The following is a 25,645-nucleotide window of genomic DNA, read 5'->3' as shown; positions in this document are numbered from 1 at the left end:
AAATGTCGCCCCCCATATTCCCCCTTCTTTTCGAAGGGCGATGAACCATGGCGTGACAGGGGCTTTCTTCCTGCTCTAAAGCGCGGATTATGGATGATAAGCGCGACCGCACCGACCAGTTTCTCCCGCGATTCGATGCCTCAGGGCTGGTGACCGCGATCGTAACCGATGCGACGAGCGGCGTGTTGCTGATGGTCGCGCATATGAATGCCGAGGCGATCGCGCTGACCCAGTCAACGGGGCAGGCGCATTTCTGGTCGCGCTCGCGTGCCGCAATGTGGCGCAAGGGCGAAACCTCGGGCAATGGCCTGACCCTGGTCGAGATGCGCGTCGACTGCGATCAGGATGCGCTGCTGCTGCGTGTGACGCCCGCGGGTCCTGCTTGCCACACAGGGCGCCGGTCGTGCTTTTATCGCCGGGTCGAGGCTGATGGCCGACTAACCTTTCTGGACGATGATGCGCACGGCTAGCACGGCGCTGTTCGCTGCGGCGCTGCTGCTCGCCGGATGCGGACGTCCGGCACCCGAAGCTGAAGACAGGCGGGTCGATACCGCCAATCCGTTGGAGATTGCCGCGCGCGAACGCGGGATCGTCCGGCCCGGGACGCCGGTTCCGACCGGAGTGTTCGAACGCGCGCATGATCTTGGCCGCGATGCGATGTGCGTCGTTCCCGATGGAGCGGGGCAGTGGCGTTTTGCGCTGACCGCGGCGTTCGGCCCGGGCCTGTCGTGCACCGCCCACGGGGCGATGACCCGCGACGGCAAGGGCTGGCGACTGCGTTTCGCCGGAGCCGAAGGCTGCGAGACGCGGGCGCATGAGGAAGAGGATGAGTTGCAGCTACCCGGCAGTCTGCCGCCAGCATGTCAGCGCGTGTGCCCCCAGCGCGCGTCGCTTGCCGGGCTGCGCCTGCCGCGCATAAGCTGGTCCGAAGCCGACGCGAGGGGCTTGCAGATTGGCGACGGGCAGGGCAATGTCGTCCGGCCTTGCGGGGCCTGAACTATAGTTCTCCTTCATTTTCGTTGCCCTTGACGTTCACGTCAACGGAAACTAATCTTTCCGGCATGACGGACGACTACGGCCACGCCCATATCGACACGCCCGATCATCTGGGCCGCGAGCATTTCAGCATAACCGACCTGTCGTCCGAGTTCGGCGTGACCGCTCGTGCGCTGCGTTTCTATGAGGATGAAGGGCTGATCAGTCCGTCGCGCAAGGGATTGTCGCGCATCTATTCTAAACGCGACCGCGCGCGGCTGGCGTGGATCTTGCGCGCCAAGCGGACGGGTTTCAGCCTTGCCGACATTCGCGAGATGATCGACCTTTACGACGTCGGCGACGGCCGCAAGCTGCAGCGCCAAGTGACGGTCGAAAAATGCCAGCAACGTATTGCCTTGCTGCGTCGCCAGCGCGACGATATTGACAGTGCTGTAGATGAGCTGTCACGCTTCATCGACATGGTGAAGAAAGTCGACGCTGGTCACAAGGCCGGCTGAGCCTCCCCAGGCGAGCAACACCGTCAACCTCTTGCTTTCCAGAAAGATACATCATGCCCGCTTATCGCGCTCCGGTTCAAGACACGCTGTTTCAACTCAACGAAGTGCTGGGGATCGAGCGCTACGCCAATCTTCCCGGTTTCGCCAACGCGACCCCCGACATGATCGAGGCGGTGATGACCGAAGCCGGAAAATTCTGCGAAGAAGTCCTCTTTCCGATCAATCAGTCGGGCGACCTCGAAGGCTGCACACGCCACGACGACGGTTCGGTCACGACGCCCAAGGGCTTCAAGGAGGCCTATAAAGCTTATTGCGAGGCCGGGTGGGGCCTGCTGACCTCGCCGGAGGAATTCGGCGGCCAGGGTCTGCCGCATGTGATCGGATTTCCCGTCGAGGAGTTTCGCAACGCCGCCAACCAGGCTTTCGCCATGTATCCTGGCTTGTCGCAGGGCGCGACCGCCGCGATTCTGGTCAAGGCCTCGGACGAATTGAAGGCAATCTATGTGCCCAAGATGGTGTCGGGCGAATGGACCGGCACGATGAACCTGACCGAACCGCATTGCGGCACCGATCTCGGGCTCATCCGTACGCGCGCCGTTCCGAATGGCGACGGCAGCTATGCAGTTACTGGCACCAAGATCTTCATTTCGTCGGGCGAGCATGACCTTGCCGACAATATCATCCACCTCGTCCTCGCCAAGACCCCCGACGCGCCCGACAGCGTCAAGGGCATCTCGCTGTTCATTGTCCCCAAGTTTCTCGTGGGCGAAGACGGCTCGCTGGGCGATCGCAACACGCTGTCGTGCGGCTCGATCGAGCATAAAATGGGAATTCACGCCAATTCGACCTGCGTCATGAACTATGACGGGGCGAAGGGCTGGCTGGTCGGCGACGAGAACAAGGGCCTCGCCGCCATGTTCATCATGATGAACGCCGCGCGCCTCGGCGTTGGCATTCAGGGGCTGGCGCAGGCCGATATCGCGTTCCAGAACGCTGTCGCCTATGCGAAGGATCGTCGTCAGGGCCGTGCGCTCACCGGTCCGCAGGACCCGCAGGAAAAGGCAGACCCGCTGTTCGTTCACCCCGACGTGCGCCGCATGCTGATGGACGGCAAGGCGACGGTCGAGGGGCTCCGGGCACTCTGCGTCTGGGGCGCCTTGCAGGTCGATCTCGCGCATGTCGCCGAAACCGAGGAGGAGCGCCAGCACGCCGACGACCTCGTCAGCCTGCTCACCCCGGTGATCAAGGGCTATGGCACCGACAAGGGCTATGACGTCGCGACCAATGCCCAGCAGGTATTCGGCGGCCACGGCTACATCGAAGAGCAGGGCATGTCGCAGTACGTCCGCGATGCCCGCATCACCATGATCTATGAGGGCGCGAACGGCGTCCAGGCGATGGATCTCGTCGGCCGCAAGCTGGCCCAGAATGGCGGCCGCGCGGTGCAGACGCTGTTCGCGATCATCGACGAAGAATGTGCCGCGGCCAAGGACAAGCCGGGCTTCGCCGATTTCGCTGTCAGCCTCGAAAAAGCGAATGGCGAGCTCAAGGCCGCAACGATGTGGTTCATGCAGAATGGCATGACGAACCCCAATAATGTCGGCGCTGGCGCGCATCACTATATGCACATCATGGGCATCGTTGCGCTCGGCCTGATGTGGCTGCGCATGATCGAGGCCGCGCAAAAGGCGCTCGACGAAGGCCGCGGGGACAAGGCCTTCCTCGAAGCTAAGCTGATCACCGCGCGCCATTTCGCCGAACGCTTCATGCCCGACGCAGGGGCACTGCGCCGCAAGATCGAAGCGGGCAGCGAGACGATGATGGCGCTGACGCCGGATCAGTTCCACGCCGGCTGACCGTCCTTCGTGCAACCATCGCCGCCGGCAAGCGTGTCGGCGGCGATGACCGACAGCACAGACCCGGGCAACTTGACCCCGATCGTCGTCGAAGGGCGCAATTGCTGGCGCATCGCGCGCGCCGACAAGGCGCGGATGATCGTCGACGCCGCCGACTATTATGCGTTGCTCGAACGGTTGATGGAGGGCGCGAAGGAACGTATCCTCCTCATCGGTTGGGATTTCGATCCGCGTATCGCCTTGAAACCCGACGACCGCGGGCAGGGCGAACCGCTCGGAGATCTCCTACTCCGCCTTGCGCATCGCCAGCCCGGGCGCGACATCGATATTCTCCGCTGGAACTTCGGCGGGCTCAAACATTTTGCGGTGCCGCGCATCCTCGCGATGATCCTGCGCTGGAAACTGACCCGCGCGATCAGCTTTCGGCTCGACAGTGCGCATCCGCTGGGGTGCAGCCATCATCAAAAGGTCGCGGTATTCGACGATCATCTGGCGGTGTGCGGCGGCATCGACGTCGGATCGGCGCGCTGGGACACCTGCAATCACCGCGACGACGATCCACGCCGGAAACTGCCGAGCGGCAAGCCTTATATGCCGTGGCATGATTCGACGATGATCCTGGCGGGGCCCGTTGGAAATGCGCTGGCTGACCTTGGCAACGAGCGCTGGAAACGCGCGACGAAAAAGCCGCTGCGTGACGTGAAGGGCGATGGCGAAAATTGGCCGGAGGATCTGGAGCCCGATTTCCATGGCGTTGACGTCGCCATCTCACGCACCCGCGCAAAATATCAGGACAGCGGCGAAATCCGCGAGATCGAACAACTTTATCTCGACATGATCGCTGCGGCGAAGCGCTTCATCTATTTCGAAAATCAGTATTTCACCTGCGGCAAGATCGCAGCGGCGATCGCGGAACGGCTGAACGAGGATGACCCGCCCGAGTTCGTCATGGTGATGCCGCAAACTGCCGACGGCTGGCTCGAGCAAATGGCCATGGACGCGGCGCGCGTGCAACTGGTGCGCGAAATCGCCAAGGCGCCGCACGGCGAACGGCTGCGCGTCTATTTTCCGCGAACCAAGGCCGGCGATGCCATCTATGTCCATGCCAAGACCGCGATCGTTGACGACCGCATGATCCGCATCGGGTCGTCGAACATGAACAACCGCTCGATGGGGCTCGACAGCGAATGCGACGTGACGATCGACGCGGCGCTATCCGCCAATCGCGGCGTCGAACCGACGATCACACAGCTGCGCGAAGCCTTGATGGCCGAACATCTGGACGTCGAGCCTGGTGATATCGCGCGCGAGTTTGTGCGCACCGGCTCATTGATCGAGACGATCGAGGCCCTGCGCGGCGAGGAACGCTCGCTGGAACTGCTCGATCTCGTCAGCCCGGGGCCGCTCGACGAATATATCGCCGACAACGAACTGCTCGACCCGACAAGTCCCGACGCGATGTTCGAGGGCTTTGCCGAGCGCGGATTGAAGAAGAGCTGGCATCGCGGTCGCGACTGGATGCGGCGGCACAGGCCGTTCGGCCGAAAGGCGACCTGAACTCCCGTTCGCATCGAACGAAGTCGAGGTGCCTCTCTCCGCCAAACACTATTCCTACCGGTGTCTCGACTTCGCTCGACACGAACTGACGGGGTAGGGCCTTAATCCGCCAGCGACAACAAATGCTGCGCCTGTTTCAGATGCGGGGCATCGACCATCTTGCCATCGACCTGCAGTACCCCGACGCCGGGATTGGCGGCAAAGGCATCGACGATCGCCTGCGCCCGCGCGACCTCTTCGGCGGCAGGCGTGAAGGCAGCATTGATCGGTTCGACCTGCGACGGATGGATTGCCATCATGCCCGTAAAGCCGTCGCGTCGCGCTCGAGCGGCATAGGCGACAAGCCCCGCCTCGTCCTTGATCGCCGGAAACACGGTATCGATTGCGGCCACCCCGGCGCCATGCGCCGCGAACAGCGTCAGCGAGCGCGCGACCTCATAGGGCTGGGTATAGCTGCCGTCGGGATTGCGGCTGGTCGAAGCGCCGATTGCGGCGGGCAAATCCTCGGCGCCCCAGGTCAGCCCGAGCAAACGATCCTTCGTCTCGCGATAGCTGCCGAGGGTGAAGATCGCCGACGGCGTTTCGGTCGCGATCGGCAGGATCGCGGGCAGCGAAGCATCGGCGGCGCTCTCGCTGCGCAGGATGAGGTCAAGCTGCGCGATGCTCGCCGCGCCCTCGGCCTTGGGCAGCATGATCGCGTCGGGTCGGCCGCCGATGACCGCCGCAATATCGGCCGCCGCCATATGGCCGTCGAGCGGGTTGATCCGCACCAGCGTCACGACCTCGCGGTCGCCCGCCAGATAGTCGGCGACCGCGTGGCGGGCCGCGTCCTTGTTTGCAGGAGACACCGAGTCTTCGAGGTCGAGGATGATCGCGTCGGCGCCCGACGCGGCAGCCTTGGCAAAGCGCTCGGGCCGGTCGCCGGGGACGAAAAGCAGGGATCGAAGGCGCATCAGGCGGCTTTCTTTTTGAGCAGTGCAGACCGTTCGCACTGGCAGACGATTTCGCCGCGCTGGTTGAGGCAGCGGTGAAGAAAGGTCACGATACCCGCATTCGGCCGCGATTTCGATTCTTTGAGACCGACGACCTCGGTTTCGGCACGAAGCGTGTCGCCGATGAACACCGGTTTGGGCATCACCAGCTTGTCGTAACCGAGGTTGGCGACCAGCGTCCCCAGCGTCGTATCGCCGACCGACAGCCCGACCATCAGGCTGAAAGTGAAGGTGCCATTGACGAGAATCTGGCCGAATTCCGACGCCTTCGCCGCCTCGGCATCAAGGTGCAGGGGCTGCGGATTATGCGTCATCACCGTGAACAACAGATTGTCGGTCTCGGTCACCGTGCGCCGGATGTCATGCTCCAGCGTGTCGCCGATGGTCCATTCGTCGAAATATTTGCCAGCCATCAACCTTCTTCCTTCTCGATCCGCACCAGCAACGCCTCGACCTGCACCTGCGTCCCGGCCGTGACATTGAGCTCGGCCACCACCCCGTCGAACGGCGCGGTCAGGCTATGCTCCATTTTCATCGCCTCAAGCGTCAGCAATTTCTGCCCCTTGGTCACGATATCACCCGCCGCAACTTCGACCGCGATGACCTTGCCCGGCATCGGCGAAAGGATTGCGCCGTCACCGGCCGCTCCACCAGCGCCACCTTCGGCGCGCCAGGGCGACAATTGCCACACCGCGCCCTTCTCGGCGACGAGCATTGCGGGCGCGATCTCTTCCGCACCGGGACCGTGCAAATCGACCTCGACGCGCTTGCCGTCGAGCAGGAAGGGCGCGCTACGAACATCGGGGGCGTTGAGGCGGAAACCCGCCTGCAACGACCGCGGAACCAGCGCCATCGCGGCATTGGTCAGCGCCTGCGCCGACGGCATCGGTTCGGCGGTCATCGCGTCGCCATCGCGGCCGATCAGCCCGGTGTCGACGGTCCCCGCGACGAAATCGGGATGCTCCAGCGCGTTGATCAGGAAGGCCGAATTGGTCTTCACCGGCCAGACAGCGCTATCTTCCAGCATTTCGGACAGCGTCAACCGCGCCTCTTCGCGATCTGTGCCATAGGCAATCAGCTTGGCGATCATCGGGTCGTAAAAGGGCGAAACCGCGCCGCCTTCATAGACGCCGGTGTCGATCCGCCCGCCGTCGGCTTCGGACAGCTGGAACAGTTCGAGCGTGCCGATGCTCGGCAGGAAGCCCTTGGCGGGATCTTCGGCATAAAGCCGCGCTTCCATCGCCCAGCCGTCGATGCCGAGCTCATCCTGTGCCAGCGGCAACGGTTCACCCGATGCGACGCGCAGCTGCCATTCGACCAGATCGACCCCCGTGATTTCCTCGGTCACCGGATGCTCGACCTGAAGCCGCGTGTTCATCTCCATGAACCAGATGCGATCGGCGCGCAGGCCCTCACTGGCGTCGGCGATAAACTCGATCGTGCCGGCGCCGACATAGTCGACCGCCTGTGCGGCGCGCACTGCGGCGGCGCAAAGCGCCTCGCGCGTCACCTCGTCCATGCCGGGGGCAGGGGCTTCCTCGATCACCTTCTGGTGGCGGCGTTGCAGCGAGCAATCGCGTTCGAACAGATGCACGACATTGCCATGGGTGTCGCCGAACACCTGCACCTCGATATGGCGCGGGGTCAGGATATATTTTTCGATCAACACATGATCGTTGCCGAACGACGCCGCGGCCTCACGCTGGCACGACGCGAGCGCATCGATGAAATCGCCTGCTGCATCGACCTTGCGCATCCCTTTGCCGCCGCCGCCAGCGACCGCCTTGATCAGCACCGGATAACCGATTTCGCCCGCCCGTTCGGCGAGGAAGGCGGGGTCCTGATTTTCGCCCATATAGCCGGGCGTCACGGGAACGCCCGCATCGGTCATCAGCTTCTTCGCGGCATCCTTCAGCCCCATTGCGGTGATCGAGGAGGGCTTGGGCCCGACCCACACGAGGCCCGCATCAATCACGGCCTGCGCGAACTCGGCGTTCTCGGAGAGGAAGCCGTAACCCGGATGGATCGCCTCTGCCCCGGTCGCCTTGGCGGCGGCGATGATCTTGTCACCGATCAGATAGGATTCACGCGCCGGCGACGGGCCGATATGCACCGCCTCGTCGGCTTGCTGGACGTGCAGCGCCGTGGCGTCGGCGTCCGAATAAACCGCGACGGTACGGATACCCATCTCGCGCGCAGTGCGGATGATACGGCAGGCGATTTCGCCGCGATTGGCGATGAGGAGAGAGTTGATCATGGAATGCGCCTTTCAAATCTGTCCGGTGTCGCGCCAGGCCAGCGGAATAGTTTTTCGGTCGGTCAGATAATCGACAAAAATGGTCGTGAGATCTTTCAAGCTGAACGTCGCGGTGTTTTGTCGCCCGGACCTGTCGTCGATCAGATCATAGAGCGGTCCGGGTGGCCCCGACCGCGACTGGATGAGATATCCGCCAAGGACGGCTTCGGCCGTCATAAAGCATCGATCGCAGGTTTCGACGCTGATCTCTTCGCACTGAACCCTGCCCAAGCAGGGCCGAATGGCCTTTTTGAGCTGCTGCACGCTGCGCACGTCAGTTTCCCGACTGAGCCCGTCGGTCGTAACGATGGTTAGCTTGGCCGGCGTGAACGCGGGCGCCGGAGCGGCGTGAGCCGCAAGCGGCACAGCGCCCAGATATCCTGACAGCAGGGCGGGAAGCACCGATTTCCAGAAACGAAACATCGTCATCACATCCTGAACACGCCGAAGCCGCGATCTTCGATCGGGGCGTTCAGCGTTGCGGAAAAGGCGAGCCCCAACACGTCGCGGGTCTGTGCGGGGTCGATGATGCCATCGTCCCACAGGCGCGCGGTGGCGTGATAGGGATTGCCCTCATCCTCATATTTCTGGCGGATCGGCGCCTTGAAGGCTTCGGCCTCCTCGGGCGTCCATTTGTCGGCGTCGCGGTGGACGGTGGCGAGCACCGATGCGGCCTGTTCGCCGCCCATCACGCTGATCCGCGCATTGGGCCAGGTGAAGAGGAAGCGGGGGCTATAGGCCCGCCCGCACATGCCGTAGTTGCCCGCGCCAAAGCTGCCGCCGATCAGTACCGTGATTTTCGGCACCGTCGCGGTCGCGACTGCAGTCACCAGCTTCGCGCCATGCTTGGCGATGCCTTCGGCCTCATATTTTCCGCCAACCATGAAGCCCGAGATATTCTGAAGGAAGAGCAGGGGGATACGGCGCTGCTGCGCCAGTTCGATGAAATGCGCGCCCTTGACCGCACTCTCGCTGAACAACACGCCATTGTTCGCGAGGATCGCGACCGGGATGCCCCAGATATGCGCGAAGCCGCAGACGAGCGTGCTGCCGTAGTTGGCCTTGAACTCGTGAAACTCGCTGCCGTCGACGATGCGCGCGATCACTTCGTGGACGTCGTAGGGCGCGCGAACGTCGTCGGGGATGACGCCGTACAATTCCTCGCCAGCATATTTGGGTGGGCGCGGGTCTTTCAACGCGACCTCGAACCCCGTGTCGGCACCCAGATGGCTGACGATATCGCGCACGATCGTCAGCGCATGCTCGTCATTCTCCGCAAGGTGATCGACGACGCCCGACTTCTTCGCGTGCAGGTCGCCGCCGCCCAGATCCTCGGCGCTGATTTCCTCGCCCGTCGCGGCCTTCACCAGCGGCGGCCCGGCCAGGAAGATCGTGCCCTGACTGCGCACGATCACCGTCTCGTCGCTCATCGCGGGGACATAGGCGCCGCCTGCGGTGCAGCTTCCCATCACGCAGGCGATCTGCGGAATGCGCCGCGCCGACATATTCGCCTGATTGAAGAAGATGCGGCCGAAATGGTCGCGGTCGGGAAACACCTGATCCTGATGCGGCAGGTTCGCGCCGCCGCTGTCGACGAGGTAGATGCACGGCAGGCGGTTTTCCAGCGCAATCTCCTGCGCGCGAAGATGCTTCTTCACCGTCATCGGATAGTAAGTGCCGCCCTTCACCGTCGCATCGTTGCACACGATCATGCACTGGCGCCCCGACACCTGCCCGATCCCGCAGATCAGCCCCGCGCCCGGAATTTCACCGCCATAGAGATCATTCGCGGCCAGCTGGCCGATCTCGAGGAAAGGCGAACCGGGGTCGAGCAGCCGCTCGACGCGCTCGCGCGGGAGCAATTTGCCGCGGCTGGTGTGCCGCTCGCGCGACTTTTCATTGCCGCCGAGCGCCGCTTCGGCGACCTTCGCCCACAGCGCGTCTTTGAGCGCACGATTATGCGTGACGCGCACATGCGACGCCGGATCTTCAGGATTATACTGGGTCGGCAGGACCGGAGCGGACATTATTTTGTCTCCACAGGGATGGTATAGTGAACTTGAGCGCCAGGCCCGAGCGGCAGGTCGAAACCGACCCACGCGACCGTCATCGCGATCCCCATCGCCATGAAACAGAGCGCATAGGGCAACATGAGCGCAAGCAGCGAGCCGACCCCCATCGAGCGATCCCACCGTTGACTGAACGCGAGGATCAGCGGGAAATAGCTCATCAGCGGGGTCATGATATTGGTGTAGCTGTCGCCCATGCGATAGGCGGCGGTGGTCATTTCGGGGCTGATGCCAAGCAGCATGAACATCGGCACAACGACGGGCGAGAGCGCGCTCCACTTCGCCGACGCCGACCCGATGAACAGATCGAGGAAGGACGATAGCAACAGCACGCTGACAAGCAGCAGCGCGGGCGGCAGCGCCATTTCGGCGAGTGCCTCGGCGCCGTTGATCGCGATGATCGGGCCGATCCGCGACCAGTTGAACATCGCTACGAAATGCGCGGCGAAGAAGACGAAGACCAGATAGGGCGCCATCGTCCGCACCCCATGCTGCATCATGTCCATCACGTCGGCGGCCGATTTGATCGTCCCTGCCGCACGGCCAAAGGCGGTGCCGGTGAGGAGGAAGAGCAGGAAGAAGCCCGCAATCAGCGACGCATAAAGCGGCTGCAGTCGCGCCGTCCCCTCGGCCTCTTCGTTGATGAAAGGCGTATAGCCTGGCCACAGCGCCAGCGCGGCGAAGGCAGCGACGATTAACAGCGCGGTCAGCCCCGCGCGGCGCAGCCCCTTGCGTTCGTCCGGAGTCAGCTCGGCCTTGTCGAGGTCGGCGCGAAGTTCGGCATCGACGATGCCGTTCCAGGTGCCCAGCCGCGGTTCGACGATGCGGTCGGTGACAAACCAGATGATCGGGGTGAACAGGATCACAATCCCGAGGATGAAATACCAGTTGCCCAGCGGGTTCATCGTCCAGCCCGGCTCGACGATCCGCGCCGCTTCCTGCGTAAAGCCGAACAGCAGCACGTCGATCTGCCCCGGCATCACATTGCCGGCATAACCGCCCGACACTGCGGCGAAGGCGGCGGCGAGACCCGCAAGCGGGTGCCGCCCGACGATCGCGAAGGTGATCGCCGCGAGCGGGATGAAGACGACATAGGCCGCGTCCGACGCATGGTGCGACACCATGCCGATGATCGCGACGATCGGGGTCAGCAGCGACTTGCGCGCGTTGCGCAGCGAACCGCGGATCAGTGCCGAGAACAGCCCCGACCGTTCGGCGACCGCGGCGCCCATCATGATCGTCAGCACCAGACCAAGCGGCGCGAAGCTCGCGAACGTTCGCGGCATTTCGGTGAACAGCCGTGCGATATTCTCTTCGGAAAAGAGGTTCGACGCGCGATAGGTCAGTACGCCATTGGCAAGCTCGGCATGCTCGGGCGCTTTTTCGCCGGGATAAGATAGCGACGCCGACCAGCCCATCGCCTCGCCAAGCGCCGAGACGAGCATCAGCACGACGATCAGATAGATGAAGATGATCGTCGGGTCGGGCAACAGATTGCCCGCGCGCTCGACGAAACCCAGAAAACCGCGCTGGCGGTCGGGGCGGGGAGTGTCGCCGCTCATGCGCGAATCTCCCGGCGCATGGGGTTGTTGTTAAAGGCTTGAAAACGGGCACGCATGACGAAATTCCTTCTGTTCATGCGCGGAACTAACGAGTCGTTCGTCGAAGGGAAAGCGCCGCCCGACGAAGAAACTGGTTGGCATTGAAACCAGATGGGCAGGGGCCTATTCATTCGCCATCCCGAAGTCAGCGAGGCCTTTGATCCATGAAGAACCCTATCTACGCGATCCTTCTGTCCACCGCCGCGATCGTCGCTGGCCCCGTCGCCTGCACCAGCGCCGACAAGGAAGCGACCTACACTGTCGGCACCGAGCTGGGCATCAGCAAGGCCGCGATGGATACGGCCGTGAAGCCCGGCGACGATTTCTACGCCTATGCGAACGGCAGCTGGCAGAAGGCCACCGAAATTCCCGCCGACCGCTCGTCGACCGGCGCCTTCTACACGGCGTTCCTCGAAACCGAGAAGCGCACCCGCGAACTGGTCGATGCGATCGTCAAGGGCGACGCCAAGCCCGACACCGACGAAGGCCGCATCGCCGCCTTCTACAAGGCCTATACCGACACCAAGGCTATCGATGCCGCGGGGCTCAAGCCCGTCGCGGCCGACCTCGCACGCTTTGATGCGATCACCGACAAGACGGCGCTGTCGAAGGTTTTGGGCGAGCAGGTTCGCGCCGACGTCGATCCGCTGAACGCGACCGACTATAACACCGAAAATCTGTTCGGCATCTTCGTGACCCAAGGGCTGGCGACGCCGGGCGAGGTGATCCCCTATATGCTTCAGGGCGGTCTCGGACTTCCCGAGCGCGAATATTATCTTTCGGCCGATCCGAAGATGGCGAGCATTCGCACCGCCTATCAGGCTTATATCGCCAAGCTGCTGACCGCTGCGGGCATCGCCGACGCCGCGACCAAGGCGAAGCGCATCTATGATCTGGAAGTCCAGATCGCCAAGGCGCATCTTACCCGCGAACAGAGCGAGGATTTCGCCCAGTCGGCGGGCGTGTGGACGAAGGACGACTTCGCGAAGAAGGCGCCCGGAATGGACTGGAGCGCCTTCTTCGGCGCCGCGAAGCTCGATGGTGCGGCGAAGTTCGGCGCCTATCATGCGGGCGCGATCACCGGCCTGTCGGCGCTGGTGGCGTCGCAGCCGCTCGATGCGTGGAAAGACTGGCTGGCGTTCCATCAGATCAACACCCACAGCGACGTGCTGCCGACCGCGCTCGATAACGCGCATTTCGCGTTTTACGGCACGACGCTTTCGGGCACACCGCAGCAGCGCAGCCGCGACAAGCGCGCGCTCGACGCGCTGAATATCTACCTCGGGGACTCGGTCGGCCGCGTTTACGCCGACAAATATTTCCCGGCGTCGGCCAAGGCCGAAGTCGGTGACATGGTCACCGGCATCAAGGCGGCCTTCGCCAAGCGCGTCGAGACGATCGACTGGATGGCCCCCGAAACCAAGAAGGAAGCGATCAAGAAGGTCGAGACGATCGCCGTCGGCGTCGGCTATCCCGACACGTGGCGTGACTATGGCAGCTACACGGTCAGCGCTGCCAACGCCTACGCTAATACCGTCGCGGGCGAGCAAGCCGAATATGCTCATCAACTCGCCAAGATCGGCAAGCCGATGGACAAGAAGGAATGGTGGATGGTTCCGCAGACGGTCAACGCCGTCAACCTGCCGGTCCAGAACGCGCTGAACTTCCCCGCCGCGATCCTGCAGGTGCCTTTCTTCAACGCCAAGGCCGATCCCGCCTATAATTTCGGTGCGATCGGTGCGGTCATCGGGCACGAGATCAGCCACAGCTTCGACAACAATGGCGCGGCGTTCGATTCCACTGGCGCGCTGCGCAACTGGTGGACGGCCGCCGATCTGAAGAAGTTCGACGAAGCCGGCGCCGCGCTGGCGGCCCAGTACGACACGTACAAGCCGTTCCCCGACCTCGCCGTGAACGGCAAGCTGACGCTGGGTGAGAATATCGCCGACGTCGCGGGGTTGCAGGCCTCTTATGATGCCTATCGCGCCTCGCTGAAGGGCAAGGAAGCCCCGGTGATCGACGGCTTCACCGGTGACCAGCGCTTCTTCATCGCCTATGCGCAGACCTGGGCGACCAAGATGCGCGACGAAGCGCTGCGCCAGCGCGTCGCGACCGATGGCCATGCGCCCGGAAACTACCGCGCGCTCACTGTCCGCAACCTCGACGCCTGGTACAAGGCGTTCGACGTCAAGGAAGGTGACAAGCTCTACCTCGCGCCCGACAAGCGCGTTCGCGTCTGGGGATGATGAAACGGCGGGGCGGGGCAATTATTTTGCCCCGCCTTCGTCCGCGGAACTCGCGGGTTTCTTGCGGATCAGATGGCTATAGACGCCAACCAGATTGATCCCCAGCAACGCGACATTCTGCCAGCCGATGCCTTCGCTGTCGGACTGCAGGAAACCCCACGCAATCAGCGCAAGGCTGCTCGTCACGAAAATAACGAACGCCCAGCCATTCCAGCGCTCGCCGCGGTTCAGCGACACCATCAGCGCAGCAAGTGTCGCCGCCGCCGCGCCATAATATTGCAGGGCATCGAGCAGCGTCTCGTTCATGGCGCGTTCGCCGTCGCGCCACAGACATATTCCAGTTTCATCCCGTCGGGATCAGCAAAGAATATGGCGTAATATTCGGGGCCATAGCGCGGATAGTCGGCAGGCGCGTCAAGGATCGTTGCCCCGAGCTCGATCAACAAAGCGTGCAGCCTGTCGACATCCTCGCGGCTGTCGCTTGTCCAGGCGAGGTGATGGAGACCGGGCGAAGTGCGGTCGTGCGTTCGCATCGCCCCCTCGTCGCGGGCCTTCAGGATTCCGATCGAGTGGAAAGGCTCCCCGACGCGGTCCCAGTCGCTACCATTGTCATGATCGGCAGAGCGCCGGTAGCCGAGAAAGCCGAGCACGACTTCATAGAAGGCGCGTGAGCGGACAAGGTCGCTGACGGTGAGGTCGATATGGTGGACAAGGCCGCGCGTACTCATGCTGTGGCGCCCAATATCGCGAACATGCCCGATGCGGTCAGGACCGGCCAGCCGATGTGGCGTCCGCGCGTATAGACGGCATCGAACAGCCCGACACCGGTCCATGCGCAGCCCGTCAGCAGGATCAACCCGCGCGGGCTGCCCGGCCATACGACGACCGCTGCCGAAACGAGCATCAGCACCGACATGGCGTACCATGCGAAGCGGAAAACCCTGCGCGCCAGATCGACGCCCATGATGCCCTGATCGAGCATCATTAGCGGCTTGATAAGACGCTTTTCACCCAGAAATCCGTGGACGGCGGCCGTCGTCACCATGAAGGCGGCCGACAGCCACAGCCAGATCACGCGCCGGCGCCAATGAGTTCGCGGCCGATCAGCATGCGGCGGATTTCGTTGGTGCCCGCGCCGATGTCGAGCAGCTTGGCATCGCGCCAGTAACGCTCGACCGGCCAGTCCTTGGTGTAGCCCGCACCGCCGAGCGCCTGGATCGCTTCGCCCGCGACCTTCACGGCGCTTTCGCTTGCGAGCAGGATACAACCCGCGGCGTCGAAGCGCGTCGTCTGGCCCGCGTCGCATGCTTTGGCGACATTATAGACATAGGAGCGCGCCGACTGGAGCGCGACATACATGTCGGCGACCTTCGCCTGCATCAGCTGGAACGAGCCGATCGGCTTGCCGAACTGCTTGCGGTCGCGAACATAGGGAATGACGGTGTCGAGGCACGCCTGCATGATCCCGAGCTGAAGCCCCGCGAGCACGACGCGCTCATAGTCGAGCCCCGACATCAGCACGCCGACGCCGCCATTCTGCGGCCCGATCACCTGCTCTTCGCTGACTTCGCAATCGGTGAAGACCAGTTCGGCGGTGGGGGAGCCACGCATGCCGACCTTGTCGATCTTTTGTCCGATGCTGAACCCCGGCATATCCTTTTCGATCAGGAAAGCCGTGATCCCGCGCGATCCAGCCTCGGGGCTGGTCTTCGCATAGACGACCAAAGTGTCGGCGCAGGTCGCGTTGGTGATCCAGAATTTGGTGCCGTTGAGAAGATAGCCATTGGCCGTCTTCTCGGCCTTCAGCTTCATCGACACGACATCGCTGCCCGCACCCGCTTCGGACATCGCAAGGCTGCCGACATGTTCGCCGCTGATCAGCTTGGGCAGATATTTCGCCTTCTGCTCGGCATTGCCCCAGCGGCGGATCTGGTTGACGCACAGGTTGGAATGCGCGCCATAGGAGAGGCCGATGGCACCGCTCGCGCGGCTCACTTCCTCGACCGCGATGACATGCTCGAGATAGCCGAGGCCAAGACCGCCCCATTCTTCCTCGACGGTGATGCCGTGAAGGCCAAGTTCGCCCATCTGCGTCCATAATTCGTCGCGCGGGAACCAGTCGTCGGCATCGGCCTTGGCGGCGAGCGGCGCAATCTGTTCGTCGGCGAAGCGGGCGGTGGTGTCGCGGATCATGTCGGCGGTTTCGCCAAGGGCGAAGTCGAAATCGGGGGTGGCGCGCATGGGAAACCTATCGATCGAGGGCAGGACAGGGCGCGATACTGCATCAAAATGTCAGCATATGGAAATTGAAACGATTGGAGATTTAGCATAAGCAAAATTTATGATTAAGCGCGCCCATATCCGCCAGTTCCTCGCCGTCGTCGATGCCGGCAGCTTTACGCAGGCGGCATTGCGCATCCGCGTCACCCAGCCGGCGCTGTCGACCGGCATCGCCGAGCTGGAAAAGCTCGTCGGCATGCCGCTCTTCATCCGCAACCGTCGCCAGATAAGGCTGACCGAAGCGGGCGGGCGCTTCCTGCCGATCGCCCGCGACCTTGAGCGCGGCTTTCGCGCCGCTGACGGCTTCGGCCGCGACACCGACAACCGCGCGAGCGAACTCAAGCTCGGCATCATCCGCTCGGTTTCGGGTGAACTGCTTCACGCGATCGTCGCGGCGCTGCGACCGGGCTTCACGATCGAGCTCGTTGAAAACGGCGATTCCGAATTGCGCGCTGCGATCGGCAGCGGTCGCATCAACATCGCCTTGCTCCCGCTGCGGGCGGGCGAGGGCGGCGGCCATATCCTGTCGCTCTATGAGGAGCCGCTGACGATGTTCGTCGCGGCCGATCATCCGCTGGCAGGCCGGATCGAGGTCGCGCCCGAAGAACTGGCCGCCGAAACGATGATCGCGCGCCGTTCGTGCGAATATCTCGACGCGACAAGCCGCTTCTTCACCCGCCACGGTGTGCGCCCGCGCTTTGCGCTGCGCAGCGACAGCGACGATCGCTGCCTCGCCATGGTCGCCGCGGGCATCGGCATTACGACGGCGCCCGTTTCGCTCGCGATCGACGGGATCGTCCCGCTGAAAGTCACTGGCTATGATTTCCGGCGCGAACTGGGGCTCGTCGTCGATCCGGGATGGGCCGCGCTTCCCGAGGTCGAGCCCCGGCTGGCCCACGCATTCGAAACGATCAAAAGCATCGCCGCCGAATGGCGTGAAACCAAAGTCGACATCGCGGCATGACATCTGGCCCTGCAAGTCTGGCTTGCATGGGCAAAAGGCCATACAGTTTGCTTGGCGCTTCGGCGCGCGGCTAGGGCGGGGACATGATCGATACGCTGACCCATCTCGACCGGCTGGAGGCCGAGAGCATTCATATCATGCGCGAAGTGATGGCCGACGCGGCCAATCCGGTGATGCTGTACAGCGTCGGCAAGGATAGCGCCGTGATGCTGCATCTCGCCCGCAAGGCCTTCTATCCCTCGCCGCCGCCGTTTCCGCTGCTCCACGTCGACACGACGTGGAAGTTTCAGGCGATGTACGAGCTGCGCGACCGCATGGCGGCCGAAAGCGGGATGGAATTGCTCGTCTATCAGAACCCCGAGGCGAAGGAGCGCGGGATCAACCCGTTCGACCACGGCCCGCTCCACACCGATATGTGGAAGACCGAGGGGCTGAAGCAGGCGCTCGACAAATATGGTTTCGACGTCGCCTTTGGCGGCGCCCGCCGCGACGAGGAAAAGAGCCGCGCGAAAGAGCGCATCTTCTCTTTCCGCACCGCGTCGCACGGCTGGGACCCGAAACGCCAGCGGCCCGAGCTCTGGAACCTCTACAATGCCCGGAAAGCGAAGGGCGAGAGCATCCGCGTCTTCCCGATCAGCAACTGGACCGAGCTCGATATCTGGCAATATATCGCCCGCGAGAATATCCCGATCGTCCCGCTCTATTTCGCCGCGCCGCGCCCGACGGTCGAGCGTGATGGCCTGCTCTTGATGGTCGACGACGACCGCTTCCCGCTGCTGCCCGGCGAAACCCCGGTAGAGCGTTCGATCCGCTTCCGCACCCTCGGTTGCTACCCGCTGACCGGTGCGGTCGAGAGCGAGGCGACGACCCTTTCCGAAGTGATCCAGGAAATGCTCCTCACCACCACCAGCGAGCGGCAAGGCCGCGCGATCGACAAGGATGCCGGCGACGGGTCGATGGAGAAGAAGAAGCAGGAGGGGTATTTCTGATGCCAAATCCTTCCGAAAACGATCCGGTCTACGTCACCGACGCGCTCATCGCCGAGGATATCGACGCCTATCTCGCGCAGCATCAGCAAAAGTCGCTGCTCCGCTTCATCACCTGCGGATCGGTCGACGACGGCAAATCGACGCTGATCGGACGGCTGCTCTACGACAGCAAGATGATCTTCGAGGATCAGCTCACCGCGCTCGAGGCCGACAGCAAGCGCGTCGGCACGCAGGGCGGCGAGATCGACTTCGCCCTCCTCGTCGACGGTCTCGCCGCCGAGCGCGAGCAGGGGATCACGATCGACGTCGCCTATCGCTTTTTCACGACCGAGAAGCGCAAGTTCATCGTCGCCGACACGCCCGGCCATGAACAGTATACGCGCAACATGGTCACTGGTGCGTCGACCGCCGATCTTGCGGTCATCCTGATCGACGCGCGCAAGGGTGTGCTGACCCAGACACGCCGCCACAGTTTCCTCGCGCACCTCATCGGCATCAAGCATATCGTGCTCGCGGTGAACAAGATGGACCTCGTCGGTTACGACAAGGCCGTCTTTGAGCGCATCGTGCTGTCGTACCGCGCCTTCGCGACCGAAATCGGCATTACCCACTTTACCCCGATCCCGATTTCGGGGTTCAAGGGCGACAATATCACCGCGCTGTCGGACAATACGCCGTGGTTCAAGGGCCCCGCGCTGATCGAACATCTCGAAAATGTCGACGTCGCGGTCAGCGACGATGAAGCCAAGCCGTTTCGCCTGCCGGTCCAGTGGGTCAACCGACCCAACCTCGATTTCCGGGGCTTTTCGGGTCAGATCGCCAGCGGAACGGTGAAACCCGGCGACGCGGTCCGCATCCTGCCCAGCGGCAAGACGACGACGGTCAGCCGTATCGTGACACAGGGCGGCGACCTCGACGAAGCCGTCGCCGGCCAGTCGATCACGCTGACGCTGGCCGACGAAGTCGATTGCTCGCGCGGCGACGTGATCGCCATTGCCGACACGCCGCCCGAGGCCGCCGACCAGTTCGAAGCGACGCTCGTGTGGATGGCCGACGAGGCGATGATCGCGGGCCGCGCTTATTGGCTCAAACTCGCGACGCAGAGCGTTTCGGCGACAATCCAGCCGCCGAAGTACGAGATCAACGTCAACACGCTCGACCATCTCGCGGCCAAGACGCTCGAACTCAACGGCATCGGCGTCGTCGAACTCAGCACCGACAAGCCGATCGTGTTCGAAGCCTATGGCGACAACCGCACGCTCGGCGGCTTCATCCTGATCGACAAGCTCACCAACGCGACCGTCGCGGCGGGGATGCTGCACTTCAGCCTGCGCCGCGCGCAGAACGTCCATTGGCAGGCGACCGACATCAGCCGCGACATGCGCGCGAATCTGAAGAACCAGAAGCCCGCTTTGCTCTGGTTCACCGGCCTGTCGGGATCGGGCAAGTCGACGATCGCCAATCTCGTCGAAAAGCGGCTGCACCGGATGAACCGGCACAGCTTCCTGCTCGACGGCGACAATGTCCGCCATGGGCTCAACCGCGACCTCGGCTTTACCGAGGCCGACCGGATCGAGAATATCCGCCGCGTCGGTGAAGTCGCCAAGCTGATGACCGATGCCGGACTGATCGTGATCACCGCCTTCATCTCGCCTTTCCGGGTCGAGCGCGATATGGTGCGCGCGATGCTGCCCGAAAGCGAGTTTATCGAGGTGTTTATCGACACGCCGCTCGCCGAGGCGGAGAAGCGCGACGTCAAAGGCCTCTACAAAAAGGCACGCGCCGGACAGCTCAAGAATTTCACCGGCATCGACAGCCCCTATGAGGCGCCCGAGAGTCCCGAAATTCGTATCGATACGACCACAATGACCCCCGATCAGGCCGCCGACCTGATCATCGACCGGCTGCTCGGTTGATATGAGCGAGAGTGACGAACAGCTCGCCGAACGGCTCGCCACGGCGGCGGGGCAGATTTTGCTCGACCTGCAGGCAAAGGGCGGTCTCGAGGGCAAGGCGTTGGGGCAGGCGGGCGACGAAGCCGCCAACGCCATGCTGTGCCGCGAACTGCGCGCCGCGCGTCCCGACGATGCCGTCCTGTCCGAAGAGGAAAAGGACAGCGCCGCGCGGCTCGCACACAGCCGCGTCTGGATCGTCGATCCGCTCGATGGCACCCGCGAATATGGCGAGAAGCGCAGCGATTGGGCTGTCCATGTCGCGCTCGCGGTCGATGGTGTCGCCAGCGTCGGTGCGGTCGCGCTGCCCGGCCTCGGCATCACGCTGACCTCCGGAGCGCCCGCACCGCTCGCCCCGGCGAACACGCCGCTGAAAATGCTGGTCAGCCGCACCCGCCCCGCTGCCGAGGCGGTGCATGTCGCCGAACGTATCGGCGCCGAATTGCTCGCCATGGGCTCGGCGGGTGCCAAGGCGATGGCGGTCGTGCGCGGCGAGGCCGACATCTACCTCCACACCGGCGGCCAATATGAATGGGACAATTGCGCCCCCGCGGCGGTTGCGCAGGCGGCGGGGCTCCACGTCAGCCGCGTCGACGGATCGCCAATCCGTTACAATAATGCGAACCCCTATCTGCCTGACTTGCTGATCTGCCGGAAGGAGCTTGCCGACGAGGCGCTGCGGCTGGCCGCGGAGTATGCACCCGCTTAAATCCACCTTCTCCTCCCGTTCGTGTCGAGCGAAGTCGAGACACCCATCAGCCTCCTACCGTACCGAGGGGCATCTCGACTTCGCTCGATGCGAACGGGGAAGAGATAGGCAGGCACGCCATTGTCACGCGCTTATCTCTCGCGTAACCCGTTGCATCAAGAAACCGAAAACGGGAGAAGCGCAATGACCGACCTGCCTGACACCAACCTGACCATGCTGAGCCTCGCCAAGCCCGAGGGCGAACTGGAAGTATCGCTCGAACGCCGCCCGATGCCGACGCCCCAGCCGCACGAAGTGCTGGTCAAGATTCTCGCAACCCCGATCAACCCGTCCGACCTCGGCTTGCTGTTCGGCGCCGCCGACATGACCACCGCGCGCGCTTCGACCCGCGACGGCCTGCCCGTCATCACCGCCGACATTCCCGCTCCGGCAATGCGCGCGATGGGCGGCCGCATCGGCGATGCGCTGGCGATCGGCAACGAAGGCTGCGGCACCGTCGTCGCGGCGGGATCGTCGCCCGAGGCGCAGGCGCTGCTCGGTAAGACCGTCGCGCTGATCGGCGGCGAAATCTATGCCGAATATCGCTGCCTGCCTGCGCAAATGTGCATGCAGCTCCCCGACGGAACCGATCCGAAGGACGGCGCCTCCTGCTTCGTCAATCCGCTCACCAGTCTCGCCTTCACCGAGACGATGAAGAATGAAGGCCATAGCGCGATCGTCCACACCGCGGCCGCATCGAACCTCGGCCAGATGCTCGTCAAAATCTGCGCCAAGGACGGCATTCCGCTCGTCAACATCGTGCGCAGCGACGCGCAGGTCGAACTCCTCAAGGGCCTCGGCGCGAAATATATCGTCAACAGCAGCGCCGATGACTTCATGGAGCGGCTGATCGATGCGATCGCCGAAACCGGCGCGACGATCGGCTTCGACGCGACCGGCGGCGGTAAGCTGGCGGGACAGGTGCTGACGGCGATGGAGGCTGCGGCGGTCAAGCGCATGACGACCTACAGCCGCTATGGCTCGGACACGTTCAAACAAGTCTATATCTATGGCGCGCTCGACCTGTCGCCGACGATCTTCTCGGCGCGCAGCTTCGGCCTGACCTGGTCGCTGTCGGGCTTCCTCCTCACGCCCTTCCTGCAAAAGGCCGGGATGGAAACCAACATGCGGCTCCGCAAACGCGTCATCGACGAACTGACGACGACGTTCAAAAGCCACTACAGCCACGAAATCTCGCTGACAGACGCGCTGTCGCTCGACGTGGCGCAGGCCTATAATGCGAAGCGCACCGGCGAGAAATATCTGATCAAGCCGCACGGCTGAAAGTAGCCCGTCGCCTCCGCGAAGGGAGAGCGACGGGTTCGCCAGTTCAAAAATTGCTGTCCTACATGGCGCCGCTATGCTTCATCCTGATGGATGGAAGGCCGGACCATTTGGACCGCCGCCGCTCTCTTTATCATTGTGAGGGACAGGGGCCGACGCAGCAATCTCCAGCCATTGGCCTTGCGGAAGGTTGATGGCGAGAGATTGTTTCGCTGTGCTCGCAACAACGGGCGAGAGCTAACCGTAAAGAGACAAATGCGATGCGAACGTCCGTCGCTTTTGTTGCTTTGTGGATGCTGTGACAGCATTTCTCGAATGAAGTTACGCAGTTTTCCGTCACTTTTCTCAAGCGGCCTCCACCTTCGTCACCCCGGGCTTAATCCGGGGTCCGCCTGCCTTTTGCGAGTGAACCTAGCCCCCAACCAAGTCCAGACCAGAGGTGGCCGCTACGCATTTCAGAATGAAGTTACGCAGAATTCCGACGTTTTCAAATCAGCGCTTCATGCACTGGCGCTCATCATCGCGCTTATACTCGCTGCAATTCCACAGCGCCTTTTCAAACCCGGCCTTGTCGTCGCGCAGATAGGAAAAGCTCATCGCCGCGCGCTGCGTGTCGTTCATTGCGTCGCTGTCGGGCTTCAGCACCGGGTTGGTCCAGCCCATGAACTTGCAAAAGGGCTTGTCCCCGCACAGCCGCAGCGCGGTGGTCACAAAGCTCTCGGGCGCGGCTTTGCGGTCGAGCTGGGTATAGATAGTGTCGCGTCCTGCCGCTTCACCCGCGCCCACCACGACGCGCGCTTCGCCCACTGCGGCATTGGCATCGACGCCAGCAAGCTCGGTCGGCAAGCCCAGCGCTTCCGCGTGCAGCGGCGACAGCGTCGCCATCTTGGCGACCGGCGCGTCGCTACCCGACACCGCGCCGCGGAACGCGCCGGGCGTGCCCCAGTAACCGGGCCAACGGAAGAACAGATGCGTTTCGACGATCGCGATCTTCTCTAGCGTGTCGCTCCAATAGGGGCGTACCCAATCGGTATGATAGTGAGTAGCGAGCCCGACGGTCGGGTCGGTCTTCCCGGCCAGCATCTGGTCGGCCGTCATCTGTGCCCGCGTCCACGCCGCGTCCGAATAACGCCGATTCAGCGCGCCATCACAGGTAAAGGTGAACTGGCATCCGGTCGTGCGTTCGGAACCCTGAAATACCACGCCGCAGATCGACTTGGGAAAGGCGGGGTGCCGCGCCCGATTGATCACGACCTGACCGACCGACAACTGCCCGCGCGTGTCGTCGCCGGCTTCGTAAATCATCGCAGCCGCCAGACAATCGCGCGCGCGGGCACGGCTGTCGCCATTGCCGGCATAGCTGAAGGGTTGCGCTCCGACAAAGCCCTTGAGGACCAACGGGATACGGGCATTGGCCGCGCGCGCATCATCCTCGGCGATCGGCGCCAGTTCCATGGGCAGCACCTCCGGAACGACATCGGCGGGCGGCGCAACCGGGTGCGGTCGAGTCCCGTAACGATCGGGTCCGGTCGGATTGCTGAGGTTGAGGACCGCCGCAACGGCCGCGACGGCCAGCAGGACAAACGTCCAGCCGGTCCAGTCGCGCCGCAGGGGCAACGTCGCTTGATCGCCATTGGGGCGCATCACAGGGTCTCAGATCTCCGGAAGGAAATCGGGGACCGACAGATAGCGTTCGCCGGTGTCATAGTTGAAACCGAGGACGCGACTGCCCGCGGGCAGCTCGGCGAGCTTCTGCGCGATCGCGGCGAGCGTGGCGCCCGACGAGATGCCGACCAGCATGCCTTCTTCGGTCGCAGCTCGGCGCGCGAAATCCTTGGCATCGGCGGCGTCGACCTTGATCACGCCGTCGAGCAGGTCGGTGTGCAGGTTGCGCGGAATGAAGCCCGCGCCAATGCCCTGGATCGGGTGTGGAGCAGGCTGGCCGCCCGAAATCACCGGCGATGCGAGCGGTTCGACTGCGAACACCTTCAGATCAGGCCAATGCTGTTTCAGAAACTGCGCCGTCCCGGTGATGTGCCCGCCGGTGCCGACGCCGGTGATCAGCGCGTCGATCGGGGTGTCCTTGAAATCGGCCAGAATCTCGGGGCCGGTGGTGCGGAAATGAACCTCGACATTGGCCTCATTCTCGAACTGCTGCGGCATCCATGCACCGGGGGTCGTTTCGACCAGTTCGATCGCACGCTCGATCGCGCCCTTCATGCCCTTTTCGCGCGGCGTCAGGTCAAAGGTCGCGCCATAGGCGAGCATCAGACGGCGGCGCTCGACCGACATGCTTTCGGGCATGACGAGGACGAGCTTATAGCCTTTGACCGCCGCGGCCATCGCCAGGCCGATGCCGGTATTCCCCGACGTCGGCTCGACGATGGTGCCGCCGGGCTGGAGGCTGCCGTCTTTCTCGGCAGCCTCGATCATCGCAAGGCCGATCCGATCCTTGATCGAACCACCGGGATTGCTGCGCTCCGACTTCACCCAGACTTCGGCGTCGGGGAACAGCCGGGCTACACGAATGTGCGGCGTGTTTCCGATGGTTTCGAGGATCGAATTGGCTTTCATGATCTGTGCGCGCTTTCTTTATATTCGAGCCGGGGGTCGCGCCGGGCGAAGCGATTGGGCCAGTCTCCGGCGCGGAGCCACTGCGCTTCGTCCGCCAGGGCGGGTGTGGGTACAGGTTGTAACGATGCCAGCAGATACTGTCCATAAGGCCAGTCGCCTATGCCCGAGTCGGCGTTGATATGGCCGAACGGCCCGGCGTTGACGAAACGCGCGTCCCATTGCCGCGACAGACGCCAGACATGTGCCGTTTTTGCATAGCTGTCATTGTCGCTGGCGACGACGATCGTCGGCGTTCGCGAGGTGAAAGACGGCGCGTCGGCAAAGCTTGCAACCCGGGGAACATGGCGAAGTTGTGACAGGTCTGGCGGCGCGACGAGCAGCGCGCCAGCGATGCGCGATCGGGCGAAACCGCCAGCGGCGGAGAACCAGTGCGCAAAGGCATGGCAGCCCAGGCTGTGCGCCGCGATCAGCACGGGCTCGTCCTCGGCGTCGATCGCGGCCGAAATCTGGCGGACCCATTCATCCTTGTCGGGTTCGTTCCAATGGCCGAGTTCGACTCGCTCGCAGGCGAAGAATTTATGTTCCCACAAGCTCTGCCAATGGGTCGGCCCGCTGTTGTTCAGGCCCGGGATCGTCAGGATTTTGTGGCGTATGGTGGTATCATGCATGGCGGTCGCTCCGTCGTCGAGAGTGAGGGGGAGCCGTGGTGACGGGTGTCACTTGAATAACTCAATCGATTAGATT

General features: G+C 63.3%; 24 protein-coding genes. 11 read left to right on the top strand and 13 right to left on the bottom strand.

What is annotated here, in order from left to right; translation table 11 throughout:
• Positions 1–89 precede the first annotated feature (89 nt).
• The 5 genes from hisI (at position 90) to AC1RRJ_RS07680 (ending at position 4,906) form a co-directional block, all read left to right on the top strand.
• The gene (gene hisI / locus AC1RRJ_RS07700; protein WP_493121161.1) at positions 90–470 is read left to right on the top strand and encodes a phosphoribosyl-AMP cyclohydrolase; all 381 of its coding nucleotides are present in this window, start codon (positions 90–92) and stop codon (positions 468–470) included.
• A complete protein-coding gene (locus AC1RRJ_RS07695; RefSeq protein WP_493121160.1) occupies positions 454–996 on the top strand; it encodes a hypothetical protein in 543 nt (180 codons plus the stop codon). The genes hisI and AC1RRJ_RS07695 overlap by 17 nt, the downstream gene beginning before the upstream one ends.
• 65 nt (positions 997–1,061) lie before the next feature.
• Complete coding sequence (locus AC1RRJ_RS07690; RefSeq protein WP_493121159.1) at positions 1,062–1,493, top strand: MerR family transcriptional regulator; 432 nt, start codon at positions 1,062–1,064, stop codon at positions 1,491–1,493.
• Between the two features lie 53 nt (positions 1,494–1,546).
• A complete protein-coding gene (locus tag AC1RRJ_RS07685; RefSeq protein WP_493121158.1) occupies positions 1,547–3,349 on the top strand; it encodes an acyl-CoA dehydrogenase C-terminal domain-containing protein in 1,803 nt (600 codons plus the stop codon).
• A gap of 45 nt (positions 3,350–3,394) precedes the next feature.
• Positions 3,395–4,906, top strand: a complete 1,512-nt coding sequence (locus AC1RRJ_RS07680) for a phospholipase D-like domain-containing protein (RefSeq protein WP_493121157.1) — start codon at positions 3,395–3,397, stop codon at positions 4,904–4,906.
• 101 nt (positions 4,907–5,007) lie between these two features.
• Here AC1RRJ_RS07680 and AC1RRJ_RS07675 read toward each other — a convergent pair whose 3' ends face one another.
• Genes AC1RRJ_RS07675 through AC1RRJ_RS07650 form a run of 6 tightly spaced genes read right to left on the bottom strand, consistent with a single transcriptional unit; the run spans position 5,008 to position 11,825 of the window.
• Complete coding sequence (locus tag AC1RRJ_RS07675) at positions 5,008–5,859, bottom strand: HpcH/HpaI aldolase/citrate lyase family protein (protein ID WP_493121156.1); 852 nt, start codon at positions 5,857–5,859, stop codon at positions 5,008–5,010.
• Positions 5,859–6,311, bottom strand: coding sequence for a MaoC family dehydratase (locus AC1RRJ_RS07670; RefSeq protein WP_493121155.1), 453 nt, complete (start codon positions 6,309–6,311; stop codon positions 5,859–5,861). The genes AC1RRJ_RS07675 and AC1RRJ_RS07670 overlap by 1 nt, the downstream gene beginning before the upstream one ends.
• Positions 6,311–8,155, bottom strand: coding sequence for an acetyl/propionyl/methylcrotonyl-CoA carboxylase subunit alpha (locus tag AC1RRJ_RS07665; RefSeq protein ID WP_493121154.1), 1,845 nt, complete (start codon positions 8,153–8,155; stop codon positions 6,311–6,313). Before AC1RRJ_RS07665 ends, AC1RRJ_RS07670 begins: the two co-directional genes overlap by 1 nt.
• 12 nt (positions 8,156–8,167) lie before the next feature.
• Positions 8,168–8,596: a hypothetical protein gene (locus AC1RRJ_RS07660; RefSeq protein ID WP_493121153.1), complete on the bottom strand. Its 429-nt coding sequence runs from the start codon at positions 8,594–8,596 to the stop codon at positions 8,168–8,170.
• Between the two features lie 26 nt (positions 8,597–8,622).
• Entirely contained in the window at positions 8,623–10,221 is a 1,599-nt protein-coding gene (locus AC1RRJ_RS07655; protein ID WP_493121152.1) for a carboxyl transferase domain-containing protein, read from the bottom strand.
• Positions 10,221–11,825: an AbgT family transporter gene (locus tag AC1RRJ_RS07650; protein ID WP_493121151.1), complete on the bottom strand. Its 1,605-nt coding sequence runs from the start codon at positions 11,823–11,825 to the stop codon at positions 10,221–10,223. Before AC1RRJ_RS07650 ends, AC1RRJ_RS07655 begins: the two co-directional genes overlap by 1 nt.
• A 203-nt stretch (positions 11,826–12,028) precedes the next feature.
• On the opposite strand from AC1RRJ_RS07650, the gene AC1RRJ_RS07645 reads away from it, so the two are divergent.
• Positions 12,029–14,110 carry a M13 family metallopeptidase gene (locus AC1RRJ_RS07645; protein WP_493121150.1) on the top strand — a complete coding sequence of 694 codons (2,082 nt, stop codon included), beginning with the start codon at positions 12,029–12,031 and terminating at the stop codon, positions 14,108–14,110.
• 21 nt (positions 14,111–14,131) lie between these two features.
• Here the strand turns inward: AC1RRJ_RS07645 and AC1RRJ_RS07640 are convergent, their stop codons facing one another.
• Genes AC1RRJ_RS07640 through AC1RRJ_RS07625 form a run of 4 tightly spaced genes read right to left on the bottom strand, consistent with a single transcriptional unit; the run spans position 14,132 to position 16,351 of the window.
• Positions 14,132–14,416 carry a hypothetical protein gene (locus AC1RRJ_RS07640; protein WP_493121149.1) on the bottom strand — a complete coding sequence of 95 codons (285 nt, stop codon included), beginning with the start codon at positions 14,414–14,416 and terminating at the stop codon, positions 14,132–14,134.
• The gene (locus AC1RRJ_RS07635) at positions 14,413–14,838 is read right to left on the bottom strand and encodes a VOC family protein (RefSeq protein ID WP_493121148.1); all 426 of its coding nucleotides are present in this window, start codon (positions 14,836–14,838) and stop codon (positions 14,413–14,415) included. The genes AC1RRJ_RS07640 and AC1RRJ_RS07635 overlap by 4 nt, the downstream gene beginning before the upstream one ends.
• Positions 14,835–15,185, bottom strand: a complete 351-nt coding sequence (locus AC1RRJ_RS07630; RefSeq protein WP_493121147.1) for a hypothetical protein — start codon at positions 15,183–15,185, stop codon at positions 14,835–14,837. The genes AC1RRJ_RS07635 and AC1RRJ_RS07630 overlap by 4 nt, the downstream gene beginning before the upstream one ends.
• On the bottom strand, positions 15,182–16,351 hold the full coding sequence (locus AC1RRJ_RS07625; protein ID WP_493121146.1) for an isovaleryl-CoA dehydrogenase: 1,170 nt from the start codon (positions 16,349–16,351) through the stop codon (positions 15,182–15,184). Before AC1RRJ_RS07625 ends, AC1RRJ_RS07630 begins: the two co-directional genes overlap by 4 nt.
• A gap of 100 nt (positions 16,352–16,451) precedes the next feature.
• Between AC1RRJ_RS07625 and AC1RRJ_RS07620 the strand changes: the two genes are divergently transcribed.
• The 5 genes from AC1RRJ_RS07620 (at position 16,452) to AC1RRJ_RS07600 (ending at position 22,327) form a co-directional block, all read left to right on the top strand.
• Positions 16,452–17,354: a LysR family transcriptional regulator gene (locus AC1RRJ_RS07620; protein WP_493121145.1), complete on the top strand. Its 903-nt coding sequence runs from the start codon at positions 16,452–16,454 to the stop codon at positions 17,352–17,354.
• 83 nt (positions 17,355–17,437) lie between these two features.
• Positions 17,438–18,343 (top strand): sulfate adenylyltransferase subunit CysD, encoded by a 906-nt coding sequence (gene cysD / locus AC1RRJ_RS07615; RefSeq protein ID WP_088471155.1) that lies wholly within the window; start codon positions 17,438–17,440, stop codon positions 18,341–18,343.
• Complete coding sequence (gene cysN, locus AC1RRJ_RS07610) at positions 18,343–20,259, top strand: sulfate adenylyltransferase subunit CysN (protein WP_493121144.1); 1,917 nt, start codon at positions 18,343–18,345, stop codon at positions 20,257–20,259. Before cysD ends, cysN begins: the two co-directional genes overlap by 1 nt.
• Position 20,260: 1 nt before the next feature.
• Complete coding sequence (locus AC1RRJ_RS07605) at positions 20,261–21,004, top strand: 3'(2'),5'-bisphosphate nucleotidase CysQ (protein WP_493121143.1); 744 nt, start codon at positions 20,261–20,263, stop codon at positions 21,002–21,004.
• Between the two features lie 183 nt (positions 21,005–21,187).
• Positions 21,188–22,327 carry a zinc-binding dehydrogenase gene (locus AC1RRJ_RS07600; protein WP_493121142.1) on the top strand — a complete coding sequence of 380 codons (1,140 nt, stop codon included), beginning with the start codon at positions 21,188–21,190 and terminating at the stop codon, positions 22,325–22,327.
• A 492-nt stretch (positions 22,328–22,819) separates the two neighbouring features.
• On the opposite strand, the gene AC1RRJ_RS07595 is transcribed toward AC1RRJ_RS07600, so the two are convergent.
• From AC1RRJ_RS07595 to AC1RRJ_RS07585, 3 genes are read right to left on the bottom strand one after another with little or no spacing between them, the layout of a single operon-like run.
• Positions 22,820–23,971 carry a cell wall hydrolase gene (locus AC1RRJ_RS07595; protein ID WP_493121807.1) on the bottom strand — a complete coding sequence of 384 codons (1,152 nt, stop codon included), beginning with the start codon at positions 23,969–23,971 and terminating at the stop codon, positions 22,820–22,822.
• A 9-nt stretch (positions 23,972–23,980) separates the two neighbouring features.
• On the bottom strand, positions 23,981–24,901 hold the full coding sequence (gene cysK / locus AC1RRJ_RS07590; RefSeq protein WP_493121141.1) for a cysteine synthase A: 921 nt from the start codon (positions 24,899–24,901) through the stop codon (positions 23,981–23,983).
• A complete protein-coding gene (locus AC1RRJ_RS07585; RefSeq protein ID WP_493121140.1) occupies positions 24,898–25,569 on the bottom strand; it encodes an RBBP9/YdeN family alpha/beta hydrolase in 672 nt (223 codons plus the stop codon). The genes cysK and AC1RRJ_RS07585 overlap by 4 nt, the downstream gene beginning before the upstream one ends.
• Positions 25,570–25,645: the final 76 nt, after the last annotated feature.

The sequence above is a fragment of the Sphingopyxis sp. GW821-FHT12C06 genome (genome assembly GCF_058807415.1).
This window is presented reverse-complemented; position numbering and strand designations above follow the sequence as displayed.